The following is a 16,293-nucleotide window of genomic DNA, read 5'->3' as shown; positions in this document are numbered from 1 at the left end:
CCCCTATGGGGCGGCCGTTGTCGGGCCCTTCACCGACCAGCCCGGGGTCTGCGGGTGGGCCTTGAGGTCCTCGTGGTGGACCTCTGTGCCGCAGGCCGCGCAGGTGACCGTGGGGGCCAGGGTCTTGCCGCAGGCGTGTTCGATCACCATGGGGCGGTCGTCGTCGGTGTGGAGATGGCGGTCGCCCCAGGCCATGAGGGTCATCAGGATCGGCTCCAGTTCGAGCCCCGCCCGGGTGGGCCGGTACTCGTAGCGCCGCGGACGCTCGTGGTAGGCGTGCTTGTCCAGGACGCCCGCGTCCACCAGGCGCCTCAGGCGGGTCGCCAGCACGTCGCGCGGCGCCCCGATGTTGCGGACCAACTGGTCGAAGCGGCCGTTGCCGAGGCAGACCTCGCGCAGGACCAGCAGGGAGTACTTCTCACCGACGATCGCCAGGGTGTCGGCGATGGAACAGGGGCGCGGATCTCCGGAGGCGGGCATACGCCCAGTCTAGAGGAGGGTTTGTTTTTCCGACTCGCGGGATTATGGTGAGTTCGGAAATCCTACTCACTGGTAGTCGTGGAGGTCCGACCCATGCGTGACGCCGTGATCGTCGAAGCCGTACGCACGCCCCTGGGCAAGGGGAAACCGAACGGCGCCCTCGCCCATGTCCACCCCGTCGACCTCCTCGCCCACACCCTGCGCGCCCTCGTCGACCGCTCCGGCGTCGACCCGGCGCTCGTCGACGACGTCATCGGCGGCACTGTCGACCAGGTGGGCGAGCAGGCCATGAACACCACCCGCTACGCCGTCCTCGCGGCCGGCTTCCCGGAGACGGTCCCCGCGACCACGGTCGACCGGCAGTGCGGCTCCTCCCAGCAGGCCGTGCACTTCGCGGCCCAGGGCGTGATGTCGGGCGCGTACGACCTGGTCGTCGCCTGCGGGGTGGAGTCGATGAGCCGGGTGCCGATGTGGTCCAACGTGCCGCCCGGCAAGGATCCGTTCGGCCCCGGCGTCGCCGCGCGCTACCCCGAGGGGCTCGTGCCCCAGGGCATCAGCGCCGAGCTGATCGCCGCGAAGTGGTCCCTCGGGCGTGGGCGGATGGACGAGTTCGCGGTGTCGTCCCATCACCGGGCCGCGGCAGCCTGGGAGAGCGGCCTGTTCGACGCCGAGGTCGCGCCGCTGGAGGGGGTGGCCCGCGACGAGTGCGTACGGCCCGGCAGCACGCCCGAGATCCTGGCCGGGCTCCGGCCCGCCTACCACGACCCCGGCTTCGCCGAACGGTTCCCGCAGATCGAGTGGAACATCACCGCGGGCAACGCCAGCCCCGTCAACGACGGAGCCTCCGCCGTCCTCGTCGCCTCCGGCGAGACGGCCGCCCGGCTGGGGCTGCGTCCCCTCGCCCGGCTGCACTCCTTCGCCGTCACCGGCTCGGATCCGCTGCTGATGCTCACGGGGGTCGTTCCCGCCACCGAGAAGGTGCTGCGCCGGGCCGGGCTGGGCCTTGACGACATCGATCTCTTCGAGGTCAACGAGGCGTTCGCCAGTGTCGTGCTCGCCTGGCAGCAGGAGACGGGCGCCGACCTGGACAAGGTCAACGTCCACGGGGGCGCCATCGCCCTGGGGCATCCGCTGGGGGCCAGCGGGACCCGGCTGACGACGACGCTGGTGCACGCGATGCGGGAGCGCGGCGCTCGCTACGCGTTGCAGACCATGTGTGAGGCGGGTGGGCTCGCCAACGCGATGGTGCTGGAGGCGGTTTGAGGCGGGGGGCCCGTCGGGCCAGTGTCGGGCGCGGGTGAGTGGGGGTTGGTCGCGCAGTTCCCCGCGCCCCTGGAGGACGGCCCTTCGGGCCCTCCGCCGGACCTCAGCGGGCCCGTAGGTGGTGGCGCTTGCGCCAGGCGACCGTCGCGCCGATCAGGGCCGGGAGCGCGATGCAGGCCATGGCGATCAGGAAGGCCGGGGAGGTCGGCGACGAGGCACGGGCGCCGGCCACGGCGTAGGCGGCGGTGTTCGGGATGGAGCCGAGGGCGGTCGCCAGCAGGAAGGGCAGGTAGCCCATGCGGGAGACGGAGGCGCAGTAGTTGGCCGCCCAGAACGGCACCCCCGGGAACAGGCGGGCCGCCAGCATCGAGCGGAAGCCGTGCCGGCTGAGCTGGCCGTCCGCCGACTTCAGCCAGCGGTGGCGCAGCAGCGGGCGCAGGGCGTCCTGACCGAGGACCCGCCCCAGGCCGAAGGCGAGGCCCGCGCCGAGGACCGTGCCCGCGAGCGCCGACGCCAGACCGAGCTGGGAGCCGAAGAGGGCGCCCGCCGCGATGTTGAGGATCGGACGGGGGACGAAGGCGACCGTGCAGAGCCCGTACGCCACCGCGAACACCGCGGCCGCGGCGGCACCGCCGAGCTGCGGCGGCCAGCCGTCGGCCAGCAGCCGCTGCGGCTCGAACAGCAGCACCGTGGACACGGCGGCCAGGAGCAGCGCGACGAGCAGCGAGAACCGCGCCCACGGCGAGAGCAGCACTCTGCCCCAGCGGGCGGCGCGCCCCGGTGGCACGGCCGCGACCGTGGTGGGTGTGACGACGGCGAGCTCCGTGGCGGCGGTCCGGGGAAGGACCGTGGCGGTGCCCCCAGAGCGGGTGGTGGCATCGAGCATTCGACGACGGTAACCGACCCATGTACGGGTATGCCCCACGGAACGTCTCACGGGCGTCACAGCGAGCGGAACGACAGGCTCGCCGGGACCGGTGCGCCCGGACGTCCGCCGGGCACCGCGCACCGCGCTGCCTGCACCTTCCGGACCACGGACCCGGCCCGCGCGCCGTTCACCCCGTGCGGCCTCCTGTGAAGCATCTCTCTTCCGCTCCCTCCCGGAACTCCCGCGCACCGAAAACCATTCGACGCGGGCCGACTTGTCGACGATGATCGACGTCATGTTCCGGCACGCCTTCGCTCTCGCCGCATCCGCCACAGGCGCGGATGCCCCGAAGGCTGCCCTTCTGATCGTCGTGGCCGCCGCGGACGGCGCCCGAAGCTGACCCTTCCCGGACATTCCGGCGGACCCCGCAGGGGGAGGGTCGGCAAGACCTCGGGGTCCCCGTCCCGGCCGCCGTTCCGTGCCGCCGGGGCCATCACCCAGTACCGCTGAAGAGGCTTCGAGGTACCGCCATGTCCAAGACTGCTTACGTCCGTACGAAACCGCATCTCAACATCGGCACGATGGGTCACGTCGACCACGGCAAGACCACCCTGACCGCCGCCATCACCAAGGTCCTCGCCGAGCGCGGGGCCGGCACGTTCGTCCCGTTCGACCGCATCGACCGTGCCCCGGAGGAGGCAGCGCGCGGCATCACCATCAACATCGCGCACGTCGAGTACGAGACCGACACCCGGCACTACGCGCACGTCGACATGCCCGGCCACGCCGACTACGTCAAGAACATGGTCACCGGCGCCGCGCAGCTCGACGGGGCGATCCTCGTCGTCTCCGCGCTCGACGGGATCATGCCGCAGACCGCCGAGCACGTGCTGCTCGCCCGCCAGGTGGGCGTCGACCACATCGTCGTCGCCCTCAACAAGGCCGACGCGGGCGACGAGGAGCTCAGCGACCTCGTCGAGCTGGAGGTCCGCGACCTGCTCACCGCGCACGGGTACGGCGGTGACTCCGTACCCGTCGTACGGGTCTCCGGGCTCAAGGCGCTCGAAGGGGACCCGCGGTGGACGGCGTCGATCGACGCGCTGCTGGACGCCGTGGACACCTACGTCCCGATGCCCGAGCGCTATCTGGACGCGCCGTTCCTGCTGTCCGTGGAGAACGTCCTGACGATCACCGGTCGGGGGACCGTCGTCACCGGGGCCGTCGAACGCGGCACCGTCCGCGTGGGCGACCGCGTCGAGGTGCTCGGCGCGGGGATCGAGACCGTCGTCACCGGCGTCGAGACCTTCGGCAAGCCCATGGAGGAGGCCCAGGCCGGGGACAACGTGGCGCTGTTGCTGCGCGGGGTGGGACGGGACGCCGTCCGGCGCGGACATGTCGTGGCCGCGCCCGGCAGCGTCGAGCCACGGCGGCACTTCACCGCGCAGGTGTACGTGCTGTCGGCGCGCGAGGGGGGCCGTACGACCCCGGTGTCCAGCGGGTACCGGCCCCAGTTCTACATCCGTACCGCCGACGTGGTGGGGGACATCGACCTCGGCGAGGTCGCCGTCGCCCGGCCCGGGGACCGCGTCACGATGAGCGTGGAGCTGGGCCGGGAGGTCCCGCTGGAGCCGGGGCTCGGGTTCGCCATCCGTGAGGGCGGCCGGACCGTCGGGGCGGGGACCGTGACGGCCGTCCGGTAGACGGTCGCCCTGGGCGGGGGACCGCGGGCCGGCGATCGGCCGGCCGCGCGGTTCCCCGCGCCCGTCGCGGGGCGTCGCCTGCACCAGAATGGGGACCGTGAACGAAGCCATACCCGTGTCCCGAGCCATCGATCGGGGCACCGCCAAGCTCATGCCCGACGTCGACCGGGAGCGGGCCTGGCTGCTGACCGTGGACGGGGCGCCGCAGTCGTACGTCGATCTGGACGAGCCCACCCACCTGGAGTTCGAGTACGCGCGGCGGCTCGGGCACGTGCTGGACACCGTGGCGGAACCGGGGCGGCCGCTCGACGTGGTGCATCTCGGCGGCGGCGCGCTCACCCTGCCCCGGTACGTGGCCGCCACCCGGCCCGGGTCCCGGCAGCATGTCGTCGAGTACGACCGGGGCCTGTTGGACCTCGTCGTCGAGCAGCTGCCGCCGCCCGGCGACGCCGGGATCGCGCTGCACGGGGCGGACGCGAGGGAATGGCTCGAAGCGGCCCCCGCCGGCTCCGCCGACGTCCTCGTGGGCGATGTGTTCGGCGGCTCACGGGTCCCGGCGCATCTGTCGACCGTGGGATACGCGCGGGCCGTCGCACGGGTGCTGCGCGCGGACGGCGCGTACCTCGCGAACCTGGCCGACGCCGCGCCCTTCGCCTATCTGCGGTCCCAACTGGCCACCCTGGCGACGGTGTTCGAGGAACTGACGCTGATCGCCGAACCGGCGGTGCTGCGCGGGCGGCGGTTCGGCAACGCCGTGCTGGTCGCCGCCCACCAGCCGCTCGACATCGCCGTCCTCGCCCGGCGGACCGCCGCCGACGCCTTCCCCGCCCGGGTCGAGCACGGTCCGGCGCTGCGCGCGTTCATCGGCGGTGCGGCGCCCGTGCGCGAGGAGGACGCCGTACCGTCACCCGAGCCGCCCGACGGGGCCTTCGGCATCGGCTGAACCGGCCTCACCGCCGGCCTCACCGCCGGCCTCACCGCCGGCCTCGGGGCCGGGCTCGACCAGGACCACCGGCGTGCCGCGCCGGGTCAGGTTGCGCACGTCCCGTACGCACAGCACCGCCGCCGTGGCGGTCACGCACAGCCCGGCGCAGCCCCACAGGGCCGCCGTACGTCCGAAGGCGCTCTCCGCCGGGCCCGCCAGCGCGGCGGCGAGCGGCACCATGGCCACCGAACCGAACCAGTCGTACGCCGAGACCCGGGACAGCTTGTCCTCGGGGATCTCCTGGTGCAGCGCGGTCATCCAGGAGACCCCGAAGACCTCGATCGACAGACCGCTGACGAACATGGCCAGACACAGCGCGGCGATCGGCACCGGCACGGCCAGCGCGGCGGACGGCAGGGCGAAGGGGAAGACGCAGAGGACGCCCACGAGGAGGAGGCGGCGAGGTTTCCAGCGGGCCATGAGCAGTGCTCCCGCGGCGTTGCCGGCCCCGAAGAAGGCGAGGGCCAGGCCCCAGGGGCCCGGCCCGCCCAGGCTGTCCCGGGCGACCTGCGGGCCGTAGACCGCGTCGGCGGCCACGATGACCGCGTTCACCAGGGAGAACTGGACCACGATCGCCCAGAGCCAGGTCCGGCCGGTGAACTCCCGCCAGCCGTCCCGGAGATCCGCGAGCAGCCCGCCGCCCGCCCCGCGCTCCGGTATGTGGCTCACGTCGAGGAAGGCGCGCAGGGCGCCGGCCAGGGCGAAGGCCGCCGCGTCCACCGCGAGCACCCAGCCGGGGCCGATCACCGCGATCAGGGCGCCGCCGAGTGCCGCGCCGCTCATGGTCGCGCCCTGCGACGCGAAGCGGAACAGCGCGAAGGCGCGGCCCGCCTGCTCGGCGGTGACGGACGACAGGAGCATGCCCTCGGCGGCCGGACCGAAGAACGCCTGGCCGACGCCGCCGAGCGCGGAGAGCAGCATCATCTGCCACAGACGGGCCTCGCCGGTGAGGACGAGGACGGCGAAGGCGGCCTGGGAGAGGCAGTTGAGGGCGTTCGCCGCGACCATCACCCGGTGCCGGGGGAGCCGGTCGGCGATCGCGCCGCCGACCAGCAGGAACAGCACGAGCGGCAGGGTGCGCGCGGCCGCGACCAGGCCGACGTCCCCGCCGTCGCCGCCGGCCTCCAGCACCGCGAACGCGGCCGCGATCAGGGCGCCGTTGCTGCCCAGGTTGGTGACGACCGCGGCCGTCGTCAGCAGGGTGTAGTTACGGCCGGCCCAGGCGGGGCGGCGACGGGGGACGGCGGGAGTGGTCACCCGCCGACTATCGCCGCCCCGACCCCGTCTGCCAAACCGTTTCCGCACAAGGTGGGGCGGGATCGGGCCAGGTGGGGGGCGGGGTGGTCGAGCGGGGGCCGTGGGCCCGTTCGCTCAGCCGCCTGTGGGGTCGCCGTACAGGCGTACCGTGCTCAGGATCTTCTGCACCGTGGCGTCCGGGACCTCCTCCTTGACGTCCTTGGCGCCGTGGAAGGTCCAGGAGACGTAGTCACCGGCCGAGTTCTTGAAGGCGAACGTGGTCGCCTTGCCGTCGGTGTCGCACTTGTCCTTCTTGGCGACGCCCGTCGAGTACGTGGTCGCGACACTGCCCTCGACGCCCGACGCCGTCGTGTACGCCTTGGGCTTGCCGATGGTCATCTTCTTCTTGGACGCGGCCTTCTGGTCGGTGTACCCGCCGAAGACCCACCACGCCGAGTCGTTGCGGGCGATGTCCTCGGTGCCCTTGGCGCCCTGCTGGCCCTTGGTGCCCACGGCGGCGAGGGAACTCGACTCCTCGTTGCCGTCCTTGTCGTCGTCGGAGGTGCAGTACTTCTCCTTGAGGATGGCGGGCGCCGACATCCCGATGAGGACCGAGCCGTCGCCCTTCTCGGAGTCCTCGAAGCCGATGAAGGTGTCCGGCGACTGGACCTCCCAGTCGGCGGGCACGTCGAAGGCCGTACCCCACTTGGGGTTGACGACGACCTTCCAGCCCTCGACGGTCGGCTTCGCGCCGGCGTCCTCGCCGCGCGGGTTGTCCTCGGTGCTCTCGGACGCGGTCGGCGACGGGGAGGCCGAGGGGGACGACTGCGCGTCCACCTTGTCCTTGTCGCCGTCACCGCCGAGCACCAGGAAGCCCGTCACACCGGCCGCGACGACGACGGCCGTGGCCGCGATGATCGCGATCAGCTTCGTCCGGTTGCCGCCGCCTCCGCCCGGCGGCACCGGCGGGCCCGCGGGGGCCTGCGCGCCCCACTGCGGTTGCTGCCCGTACTGGGCCTGCTGGCCCGTCGACTGGTATCCGGGCTGCTGGTAGGGGTTCGGTGTCTGGTACCCCTGCTGTTGGTATCCCGGCTGTACCGGCTGACCCGACTGGTCGTACCCCGGCTGCTGGTACGGATTCGGCTGCTGCGGTTGGTGCTCGCCCCCGGGCGGCTGCTGCTGTCCTGGCCACATGGCTCGTAACCATAGATGCGCCGGGGGGCGGGGTGCCACGGGAGTCCACCAAGCCGCTTCGCGGTCGGGACGAACGGCTCCAAAACGCCCCGGGCGGAGGACTTTTGAGCCGCCGGCTCTCGGGTCGTCAGGAGGTGGACCGCTCCTCGCGGGGGTGCCGGGTTCTCGGACGCGAACGTCCGCGGCCCGCGGGCGCCCCTGGTCATCGCTGTCTACTCGTGGGTAACATCGCGCCATGAGCGCAGACCAGATGTCGATCGGCGAGATGCTCGCCGCCACGGTGCCGATGGCCAGGACCCTGAAGCTGGAGTTCCTGGAGACCACCCCGGAGAAGGCCGTCGTGGCGCTCCCGGACGAGGGTGACTTCCACAACCATGTCGGCGGACCGCACGCCGGTGCGATGTTCACGCTGGGGGAGACGGCGAGCGGGGCGATCGTGCTCGCCGCGTTCGGGGACCAGCTCTCCCGCGCCGTGCCGCTCGCGGTGCGGGCGGAGATCGCGTACAAGAAGCTCGCGATGGGGTCCGTGACCGCCACCGCCACGCTCGGCCGCCCCGCCGCCGAGGTCGTCGCCGAACTCGACGCCGGACAGCGTCCGGAGTTCCCCGTCACCATCGCCATCCAGCGCGCCGACGGTGCGGTGACGGGAGAGATGACGGTCGTCTGGACCCTGCGCCCCAACACCTGACACCCCCCGCCCCGGACGCCGTCGCTCTTGGAGGGTGCTCCGACGCCCACACCCGCGACGGCACCCCGCGCCCAACGGCGTCGCGGGTGGTGGCCCGGCCGGACTACGCGGACGTGGCCTGTCCGCGCGGCAGGCCGGCCGAGGGGATCCCCCGCGGCGCGACCCACGTCAACGAGGTGCGGGGCGGCCACGCGCTGAGCGCGGACATGCACGGTGAGCACCGGTGCGGCCTGCGGGACAACCCGCAGGGCTCCGGCGCCGTCCGAGTAAGCGGGTAGGCTGCCCCGGCGCGCGCTCCGTGCGGAACGCGCGCCGAGGGCCCTGAGATCCGCCCGATCCACATGATCCGCCTGCACGGGAGGAACCGGCTTTGCACGTCCAGGAGTGGCTCGAAACAGTGCCCCCGCTCGCCATCTACCTGCTGGTGGGGCTGGTCATCGGCCTGGAGAGCCTGGGCATCCCGCTGCCGGGCGAGATCATCCTGGTCTCCTCCGCGCTGCTCGCGTCCCAGCACGGAGAGATCAACCCGTTCGTCCTCGGGGCCTGCGCCACCGCCGGCGCGATCATCGGCGACTCCATCGGCTATGCCATCGGCCGCAAGGGCGGACGCCCCCTGCTGGCCAAGCTGAACCGGCGGTTCCCGAAACACTTCAGCGAGAGCAACATCGCCGTCGCCGAGCGCTCCTTCGACCGGTGGGGCATGTGGGCCGTCTTCTTCGGCCGCTTCATCGCCCTCCTGCGCATCTTCGCCGGCCCGCTCGCCGGCGTCCTCCAGATGCCCTACTGGCGCTTCCTCGTCGCCAACGTCCTCGGCGGCATCCTCTGGGCCGGCGGCACCACCGCCGTCATCTACTACGTCGGTGTCGTCGCCGAGGCCTGGCTCAAGCGCTTCTCCTGGCTGGGCCTGGTCCTGGCGGTCCTGATCGGCGTCACCTCGATGCTGGTGATCAAGCGCAAGGCGAAGAAGGCGGCGGAGAAGGCGGAGACGGCCGGGACGGCCGAGGGGGAGCTGGTCACCACCGCGGAGTGATGCCCGCCCCCGAGGGGGTGCGCGGGACGCGGCCGCGCGCCGGCCCGTGGTCGGTCTACGCCCCGTACTCCTCCTGTGCCTCCCGGTGCGCCTTGGCCAGCTCCGTGTAGTGGGTGCCGTTCAGCGTCACCAGTTCCCGCTCCTCGTCGGTGAGCGGCCGCTTCACCTTCGCGGGCACCCCCGCGACCAGCGAGCCCGGCGGCACCCGCATGCCCTGCGGGACCAGCGCCTGCGCGGCCACCAGCGACCCCGCGCCGATCACCGCGCCGTTCAGCACCGTCGCGCCCATCCCGATCAGACAGTCGTCCTCGACGGTCGCCCCGTGCACCACCGCGTTGTGCCCGATGGACACCCGCTCGCCGATCGAGACGGGGAAACCGGGGTCGACGTGCAACGTGCAGTTGTCCTGGACGTTGGCGTCGGCGCCGATGACGATCGGCTCGAACTCGGCCCGCAGCACCGCCCCGTACCAGACGCTGGCTCCCGGCCGCAGGGTCACGTCGCCGATCACCGTCGACGTGGGGGACACGAACGCGGCCTCCTCCACCTCCGGCTTCTTGCCGTCGAACGTCGTGATCAGGGCCCGCTGCCGGTTCATCGCCGCCTCCAGATGCTGGGTGAAGATCAGTGCTCACCCGCACCGTAAGCCATGGGGTGCGCATCGCGTGGGGTGAAGATCACAGCCGTACGACGTCATGCGGGTGCCGCCCGGTGAGTACGGTGAGCGGGTGCCGAAGAAGAACACGTTCTCGTCCTGGTGGGGCCGCCTCGTGCAGCGCGCCGTCCACGCGGGCTGGGCGTGGTTGCAGCGCACGGGGTCGGTGACGGCCGAGCGGCCCGGCCGCTTCCGCTTCGGTGCGATGGGAACGGGTACCAGGCTGGCCTTCCCGCTCGGCACCGTCTTCGGCGAGCCGTGGATCCACCTGGGCTCGCACTGCATCATCGGCGAGCAGGTCACCCTGACCGCCGGCCTCATGCCGGACCTGGACCTCGGCGCGGAACCGATCCTGCGCATCGGGGACGGGGTCGTGCTCGGGCGGGGCAGCCATGTCATCGCCGACACCACCGTCACCATCGGCAGCGACTGCTACTTCGGGCCGTACGTGTACGTGACCTCCACCAACCACTCCTACGACGACCCGCACGAGCCGATCGGCAGGCAGTGGCCCCGGATGGATCCCGTCTCGATCGGACCCGGCTGCTGGATCGGCACCGGCGCGGTGATCCTGCCGGGGGCGCGGATCGGGCGGAACGTGGTCGTCGCGGCGGGGGCGGTGGTGCGCGGGGCGGTGCCGGACCACTCGGTGGTGGCCGGGGCACCCGCGCGGGTGGTGCGCCGGTGGGACCCGGCCGAGGGGTGGCAGCCCCCGATCCGGACACCCGCGCCGGTACCGATCCCCGACGGGGTCACGCCCGAGCAGCTGCTGGCGTTGGCGGAGTGGGACGCGCGGGGGACCGAGGGGTCGGCCCAGGGGTCCTGAGGGGGCGCGGTCCTCGCAGTACAGTTCGGTGAACGTCGGGTGCGGCCGCCTCCGTTCGTCGTGTTGGACTCTGTGACCGAGATATTGGACGGAATGTGTCGGACCTCGACCTGCTGACCCAGTCCCTGGCGCGGAACGTCAAGCGCTGGCGCACCGAGCGCGGGTTCACCCTGGACACCCTGGCGGCTCGCGCCGGAGTCAGCCGCGGGATGCTCATCCAGATCGAACAGGCCCGCACCAACCCCAGTCTCGGCACCGTCGTCAAGATCGGCGACGCCCTCGGGGTCAGCATCACCACCCTGCTCGACTACGAACAGGGGCCCAAGGTCCGGGTCGTTCCGGCCGAGCAGGTGGTCCGCCTGTGGCACACCGGGACGGGCAGCTACAGCCGACTGCTCGCCGGTACGGAGGCGCCCGGTCCGCTGGAGATGTGGGACTGGCGGCTGATGCCGGGCGAGGGCAGCCGCTCGGACCCGCACCCCGTGGGCACGGTCGAGATCGCCCATGTCACGGCGGGCGAGCTGACCCTCACCGTGGACGGCGCCGAGTACCGGGTCCCGGCCGGCGCGAGCGTCACCTTCGAGGCGGGCGCGGCCCACGAGTACGCCAACCGGGGCGACGTGCCGACCGAGATGGTGCTCACGGTCTCGGTTCCGGCCGTGCCCTGAGGCACCGGATCAGGGTGTCCACGGGCCTTTGTTACCGTGCGGCCCATGCGCGCACCCATCGGAGACTTCGACCACGCCGTCCCTGCCCCCGACTGCCTGGACGACCTCGTCCGCCCGGTCGCCGACGCCGTACGCGACTGGCCCGGCAGCGTGCCCGCCGACCAGATCCTGTACGTCGAGACGGAGCCCGAGTGGGCCGACAGCGCGGTGTTCGTCCAGCACTACGGGCAGGACCTGCTCGAACGGTCCGCGAACTGCGTGGTCGTCGCGGGCAAGCGGGGCGGCGGGTCGAGCCTGGCCGCCTGTGTCGTGCTCTCCACCACCCGTGTCGACGTCAACGGTGTGGTCCGCCGCCGACTGGGCGCCCGCAAGGCCTCGTTCGCGTCGATGGACACCGCCACCGGGGAGACCGGGATGGAGTACGGCGGCATCACGCCCGTCGGGCTGCCCGCCGCGTGGCCGGTCCTGGTCGACTCGGCCGTGGTCGACCTGCCGTACGTCCTGGTCGGCAGCGGACGGCGGCGCGGCAAGCTGCTGGTGCCGGGCAAGGCGTTCGCGGAGCTGCCGAACGCGGTGGTGCTGGAGGGACTGGGCGTCACCGTCTGAGCATCGGCTCGACTGCACACCGGCCCGATCCCGGATGCCGATGCCGACCCGATCCCATGCCGGAACGCCGATGTCGAGCCCGGGCGGCGGCCCGGACCCGACGAGGTGCGACTGAGGACGGGCCTCAGGCGGCGGCGCTGCCCGCCTTGGCGGTGAGCTGGTTCAGGACCTCGGTGAGGCCGGTGACGACCTCGGCGTCGTCGGCCGGGTGGGTCTCGGCGAAGCGGACGACCGAGCCGGGGATGGAGAGCTTGGCCTCCTCCAGGACCGTGGCACCGGCGATGCCGACGGCCTTGCGGGTCTCGTCCTGCGCCCACACGCCGCCGAACTGGCCGAACGCGGTGCCCACCACGGCCACGGGCTTGCCGGTGAAGGAGCCGGCGCCGTACGGGCGGGACAGCCAGTCGATGGCGTTCTTCAGGACGGCGGGGATGGTGCCGTTGTACTCGGGGGAGAAGAGCAGGTAGCCGTCGGCCCGGCCGGCGGCCTCACGCAGGCGCGCGGCGGTGGCCGGGAGGGCGGCCTCGTTGTCGATGTCCTCGTTGTAGAACGGGACGTCGGCCAGACCCTCGTACAGCTCGATCTCGACGCCCTCGGGGGCGTGCTTCACGGCGGCCTCGGCGAGCTGACGGTTGTGCGAACCGGCGCGAAGGCTGCCGACGAGCGCGAGGATGCGTACGGACATGAGCTGACTCCTAGCAAAGGGTGTGCGCGTAGGTAACACGCGAGGTGAGCCACGGACCGGGGGTCTGCGGTACCTGCGAAACGGACCGGGGTCCGTTGAAATTTGTAGCAGCTATCCGGACCGGGGTCCACTTGTGTGTGGTGAGCGTTACGCTCATTTCATGAAAGAGTCGCTGCCGCCCTTCCCGGCGCCTCAGGACCCGGACCCCCTCGACGGACTGCTGAACCTCACCCCCACCGCCACCGACCAGCCCCGGCTGCGCGCGGACGCGGCCCGCAACCGCACACGGCTGCTGGAGGTCGCCGCCCGCCTCGCGGCGGAGTGCGGGGCCGCGAACCTGACCATGGAGGCCGTGGCGACCGCCGCCGAGGTGGGCAAGGGCACCGTCTTCCGGCGGTTCGGCGACCGCTTCGGGCTCCTGGCCGCACTCCTCGACCACCAGGAGCGGGAGCTCCAGGCCGCGTTCCTCTCCGGGCCGCCCCCGCTCGGCCCCGACGCGCCCCCCGTCGAGCGGCTGCACGCCTTCGGCGCCGCCGTCATCCGGCACGAGTACGCGCATCGCGACCTCTACCTCGCCGCCCGCGCGGACGCCACCCGCCGGCACGCCAACCCGGCCACCCAGCTCCGCGTCGGCCACCTGTGCATGCTGCTGCGCCGCGCCGGGGTGAAGGGCGACATCGAGCTGCTGGCGCAGACCCTGCTGGGCTATCTGGACATCAACCTCGTCGACCACCTGGTGGAGCGGCGCGGGATGTCCCTCGACCGGCTGGAGCGGGGGTGGGAGGAGCTGATCGCGCGGCTGGTCGTGGCGGCGTAGGACAGTCAAAGCGACCGCTTGGTAACTTGGGGGCGGGTGTCGGGGAGGGGCCTCGTACGCCGGGCGGAGCGGGAGGGGCCACATGACCGACACGAACGCGGTGAGCGACGGGAACGGCGAGAGCGCCGCAGGCGGTGGGGGCGGCCGGACGGACTTCGCCGGGACCGGGTTCTTCTCCTCCGTGGACGACGTCTCGGCGCAGCTCGCCGAAGCCGGCTACCTGGCCTCCACCGCCGTCGCCACCACCGTCTTCCTGGCCGACCGGCTCGGCAAGCCGCTGCTGGTGGAGGGCCCGGCGGGCGTCGGCAAGACCGAACTGGCCAAGGCCGTCGCGCAGGTCGGCGCCGCCCGCCTGATCCGGCTCCAGTGCTACGAGGGCATCGACGAGTCCCGCGCCCTGTACGAGTGGAACCACGCCAAGCAGCTGCTGCGCATCACCGCCGGGCGCGACGAGGCCTGGGACGAGACCCGCTCCGACATCTTCAGCGACGAGTTCCTGCTCGCCCGCCCCCTGCTGACCGCGATCCGGGGCGACGAGCCGACCGTGCTCCTCATCGACGAGACCGACAAGGCGGACGTCGAGGTGGAGGGGCTGCTGCTGGAGGTGCTGAGCGACTTCCAGGTCACCGTGCCCGAGCTGGGCACGATCACCGCGACCCGGCGCCCCTTCACCGTCCTCACCTCGAACGCCACGCGCGAGCTCTCCGAGGCGCTCCGCCGCCGCTGTCTCTTCCTCCATCTCGACTTCCCCGACGCCGAGTTGGAGCGGCGGATCGTCACACTCCGGGTCCCCGGCCTGGACGACACCCTCGCCGACTCCCTGGTCCGGGTGGTCGGCGCGCTGCGTGAGATGGAGCTGCGCAAGGCCCCCTCCGTCGCCGAGACCATCGACTGGGCGCGCACCCTGCTGGCCCTCGGCGCCGACACCCTCGACGAGGCCGTCGTCCGGGACAGTCTCGGTGTGATCCTCAAGCACCAGGACGACATCGAGAAGGCCGCGCGGAAGCTGACGCTGGTATGAGCGCCGGGGCCCGCGGCGCGAGCGGTACGACCCCGGCATCCACTCTGCCCGACCGGCTGACCGCGTTCGTACGGGCGTTGCGCGGCCACGGCATCCGGATCGGGCCCGGCGAGACCGTCGACGCCGCGGCCGTGCTGGAGGTGCTGGGCCTCACCGACCGGGAGCGGATCCGGGAGGGGCTGGCGGCGGCGCTGCTGCGCGCCGACCGGCAACGGGCCGTCTTCGACGCGGCCTTCGAGCTGTACTTCCCGCTCGGCGTGGGGGAGTTGACGGGGGCGCGGGGCGCGTCGGCCGGTGACCGGGACGAACTGCGCGAACGGCTCGCCGAGGCGCTGGCCGCGAACGACACGGCCGCGCTCACCCGGCTCGCCGCCGAGGCGGTGGAACTGTTCGGCCGTTACGGCTCCCCGGGCTCGGACGGCTGGTCGGCCCACCAGACGCTGGACCGCCTCCGACCGCAGACGCTGCTGGCCCGGATCCTCGCGGGTGCGCGGGGGGACGGCGAAGGGGCCGGGCTCGGCGGCGCCGGGTCCGGTGCGGGCGGGGGAGCCGGTGCGGGTGGCGGGGCCGGTGGTGGGTTCCGTATGGGGTTCGGTGGAGGGCTCGTCCTCGGCTCGGGGGCGGGCGCCGGAGCGGGCGCGGGTGCCGGGGCGGGCGCGGGCTCAGGGGCCGCGCTCGGTGCGGGCGGGTTCACCGAGCGGTTGGACGCCGACGAGATCCGGCGCCGGATCGAGGACTTCCGTAACCGCGTGCGGACCGAGGCGCGGCGACGGGTCGCCGAGCGCCGGGGCGCGGAGATGATCGCCGAGCGCGGGATCGCGCCGAGCGCCGACCAGGTCGACTTCCTCGTCGCCAACCGCGAACAGCTCGTCGAACTGCGCCGTACCGTCCAGCCGTTGGCCCGTAAGCTCGCGACCCGGCTGGCCGCCAGGCGACGCAGGTCCGCGCGCGGCCAGATCGACATCCGGCGCACGCTCCGGCGTTCGCTGTCCACCGGGGGAGTGCCGCTGCGCCCGGCCTATCGACGGCACCGGCCGGCCCGCCCGGAGATCGTGCTCCTCTGCGACGTGTCCGGGTCGGTCGCCGGGTTCGCGAACTTCACGATGCTCCTGGTGCAGGCGATGCGGGACCAGTTCAGCAAGGTCAGGGTCTACGCCTTCGTCAACCGCGTCGACGAGGTCACCCGTCTCGTCACCACCGGGCAGGCCGATCCCGCCGAACTCGGCCGCCGGATCGCCAGCGAGGCCACGCTCACCGGGTGGCACGGCAGCAGCGACTACGGCGCCGCGCTCGGTGAGTTCGCCGAGCGCCATCTCGACGCCGTGGGCCCCCGTACGTCGGTGATCGTGCTCGGGGACGCCCGCACCAACGGGTTCGACCCCAACGCGGAGGCCCTGCGGCGCATCGTGGCCCGGGCCCGCCGTGTCCACTGGCTGAACCCCGAGACACCGAGCACCTGGGGGACGGGCGACTCCGCCGCCCCGGTCTACGCCGACATCGTCGACATGCACACCTGCCGGAACGCGCGACGGCTCGGGGAACTGGTGACGCGGCTGCTGCCGGTGTGAGCC

The 16,293-nt window shown here is 72.8% G+C and carries 17 protein-coding genes; 11 read left to right on the top strand and 6 right to left on the bottom strand.

The features are described 5' to 3' along the window. Window positions 1-3 precede the first annotated feature (3 nt). Window positions 4-480, bottom strand: a complete 477-nt coding sequence (locus ACZ52C_RS28000; RefSeq protein ID WP_469077358.1) for a winged helix-turn-helix transcriptional regulator — start codon at window positions 478-480, stop codon at window positions 4-6. 93 nt (window positions 481-573) lie between these two features. Between ACZ52C_RS28000 and ACZ52C_RS27995 the strand changes: the two genes are divergently transcribed. After that, window positions 574-1,743, top strand: a complete 1,170-nt coding sequence (locus ACZ52C_RS27995; protein ID WP_469077357.1) for a thiolase family protein — start codon at window positions 574-576, stop codon at window positions 1,741-1,743. A gap of 103 nt (window positions 1,744-1,846) precedes the next feature. On the opposite strand, the gene ACZ52C_RS27990 is transcribed toward ACZ52C_RS27995, so the two are convergent. Beyond that, window positions 1,847-2,629, bottom strand: coding sequence for a TVP38/TMEM64 family protein (locus tag ACZ52C_RS27990; protein ID WP_469077356.1), 783 nt, complete (start codon window positions 2,627-2,629; stop codon window positions 1,847-1,849). Between the two features lie 512 nt (window positions 2,630-3,141). Here ACZ52C_RS27990 and tuf point away from each other — a divergent pair. Continuing rightward, window positions 3,142-4,311, top strand: a complete 1,170-nt coding sequence (gene tuf, locus ACZ52C_RS27985; protein WP_469077355.1) for an elongation factor Tu — start codon at window positions 3,142-3,144, stop codon at window positions 4,309-4,311. A gap of 97 nt (window positions 4,312-4,408) precedes the next feature. Next, window positions 4,409-5,254 carry a spermidine synthase gene (locus tag ACZ52C_RS27980; protein WP_469077354.1) on the top strand — a complete coding sequence of 282 codons (846 nt, stop codon included), beginning with the start codon at window positions 4,409-4,411 and terminating at the stop codon, window positions 5,252-5,254. On the opposite strand, the gene ACZ52C_RS27975 is transcribed toward ACZ52C_RS27980, so the two are convergent. Together ACZ52C_RS27975 and ACZ52C_RS27970 are read right to left on the bottom strand one after the other, a co-directional pair. Then, window positions 5,216-6,553 carry an MFS transporter gene (locus ACZ52C_RS27975; protein ID WP_469077353.1) on the bottom strand — a complete coding sequence of 446 codons (1,338 nt, stop codon included), beginning with the start codon at window positions 6,551-6,553 and terminating at the stop codon, window positions 5,216-5,218. The two genes, ACZ52C_RS27980 and ACZ52C_RS27975, sit on opposite strands and share 39 nt — an antisense overlap. A 114-nt stretch (window positions 6,554-6,667) precedes the next feature. Beyond that, entirely contained in the window at window positions 6,668-7,726 is a 1,059-nt protein-coding gene (locus tag ACZ52C_RS27970) for a DUF8017 domain-containing protein (RefSeq protein WP_469077352.1), read from the bottom strand. A 250-nt stretch (window positions 7,727-7,976) separates the two neighbouring features. Here ACZ52C_RS27970 and ACZ52C_RS27965 point away from each other — a divergent pair, with 250 nt between their 5' ends. Together ACZ52C_RS27965 and ACZ52C_RS27960 are read left to right on the top strand one after the other, a co-directional pair. Continuing rightward, window positions 7,977-8,414, top strand: a complete 438-nt coding sequence (locus ACZ52C_RS27965) for a DUF4442 domain-containing protein (protein WP_045563209.1) — start codon at window positions 7,977-7,979, stop codon at window positions 8,412-8,414. Between the two features lie 370 nt (window positions 8,415-8,784). After that, window positions 8,785-9,444: a DedA family protein gene (locus ACZ52C_RS27960; protein WP_469077351.1), complete on the top strand. Its 660-nt coding sequence runs from the start codon at window positions 8,785-8,787 to the stop codon at window positions 9,442-9,444. 55 nt (window positions 9,445-9,499) lie between these two features. Here the strand turns inward: ACZ52C_RS27960 and ACZ52C_RS27955 are convergent, their stop codons facing one another. Beyond that, a complete protein-coding gene (locus tag ACZ52C_RS27955) occupies window positions 9,500-10,042 on the bottom strand; it encodes a gamma carbonic anhydrase family protein (RefSeq protein ID WP_469077350.1) in 543 nt (180 codons plus the stop codon). A 130-nt stretch (window positions 10,043-10,172) separates the two neighbouring features. On the opposite strand from ACZ52C_RS27955, the gene ACZ52C_RS27950 reads away from it, so the two are divergent. From ACZ52C_RS27950 to ACZ52C_RS27940, 3 genes are all read left to right on the top strand, one after another. Continuing rightward, on the top strand, window positions 10,173-10,925 hold the full coding sequence (locus ACZ52C_RS27950) for an acyltransferase (protein ID WP_469077349.1): 753 nt from the start codon (window positions 10,173-10,175) through the stop codon (window positions 10,923-10,925). A gap of 95 nt (window positions 10,926-11,020) precedes the next feature. Further along, window positions 11,021-11,593, top strand: a complete 573-nt coding sequence (locus ACZ52C_RS27945; protein WP_192362750.1) for a helix-turn-helix domain-containing protein — start codon at window positions 11,021-11,023, stop codon at window positions 11,591-11,593. A 45-nt stretch (window positions 11,594-11,638) separates the two neighbouring features. Continuing rightward, window positions 11,639-12,199 carry a YbaK/EbsC family protein gene (locus ACZ52C_RS27940; RefSeq protein ID WP_469077348.1) on the top strand — a complete coding sequence of 187 codons (561 nt, stop codon included), beginning with the start codon at window positions 11,639-11,641 and terminating at the stop codon, window positions 12,197-12,199. A 124-nt stretch (window positions 12,200-12,323) separates the two neighbouring features. Here the strand turns inward: ACZ52C_RS27940 and ACZ52C_RS27935 are convergent, their stop codons facing one another. After that, on the bottom strand, window positions 12,324-12,884 hold the full coding sequence (locus ACZ52C_RS27935; protein ID WP_469077347.1) for an NAD(P)H-dependent oxidoreductase: 561 nt from the start codon (window positions 12,882-12,884) through the stop codon (window positions 12,324-12,326). A 160-nt stretch (window positions 12,885-13,044) separates the two neighbouring features. On the opposite strand from ACZ52C_RS27935, the gene ACZ52C_RS27930 reads away from it, so the two are divergent. From ACZ52C_RS27930 to ACZ52C_RS27920, 3 genes are all read left to right on the top strand, one after another. Further along, the gene (locus ACZ52C_RS27930; protein WP_469077346.1) at window positions 13,045-13,701 is read left to right on the top strand and encodes a TetR/AcrR family transcriptional regulator; all 657 of its coding nucleotides are present in this window, start codon (window positions 13,045-13,047) and stop codon (window positions 13,699-13,701) included. Window positions 13,702-13,783: 82 nt separating this feature from the next. After that, on the top strand, window positions 13,784-14,722 hold the full coding sequence (locus ACZ52C_RS27925; protein ID WP_469077345.1) for an AAA family ATPase: 939 nt from the start codon (window positions 13,784-13,786) through the stop codon (window positions 14,720-14,722). Next, a complete protein-coding gene (locus ACZ52C_RS27920; protein ID WP_469077344.1) occupies window positions 14,719-16,290 on the top strand; it encodes a VWA domain-containing protein in 1,572 nt (523 codons plus the stop codon). Before ACZ52C_RS27925 ends, ACZ52C_RS27920 begins: the two co-directional genes overlap by 4 nt. Window positions 16,291-16,293 lie beyond the last annotated feature (3 nt).

This window comes from Streptomyces sp. NPDC034049 (genome assembly GCF_055575575.1).
Note: the sequence above shows the minus strand (reverse complement) of the source record. Positions and strands in the feature narration are given on the sequence as shown.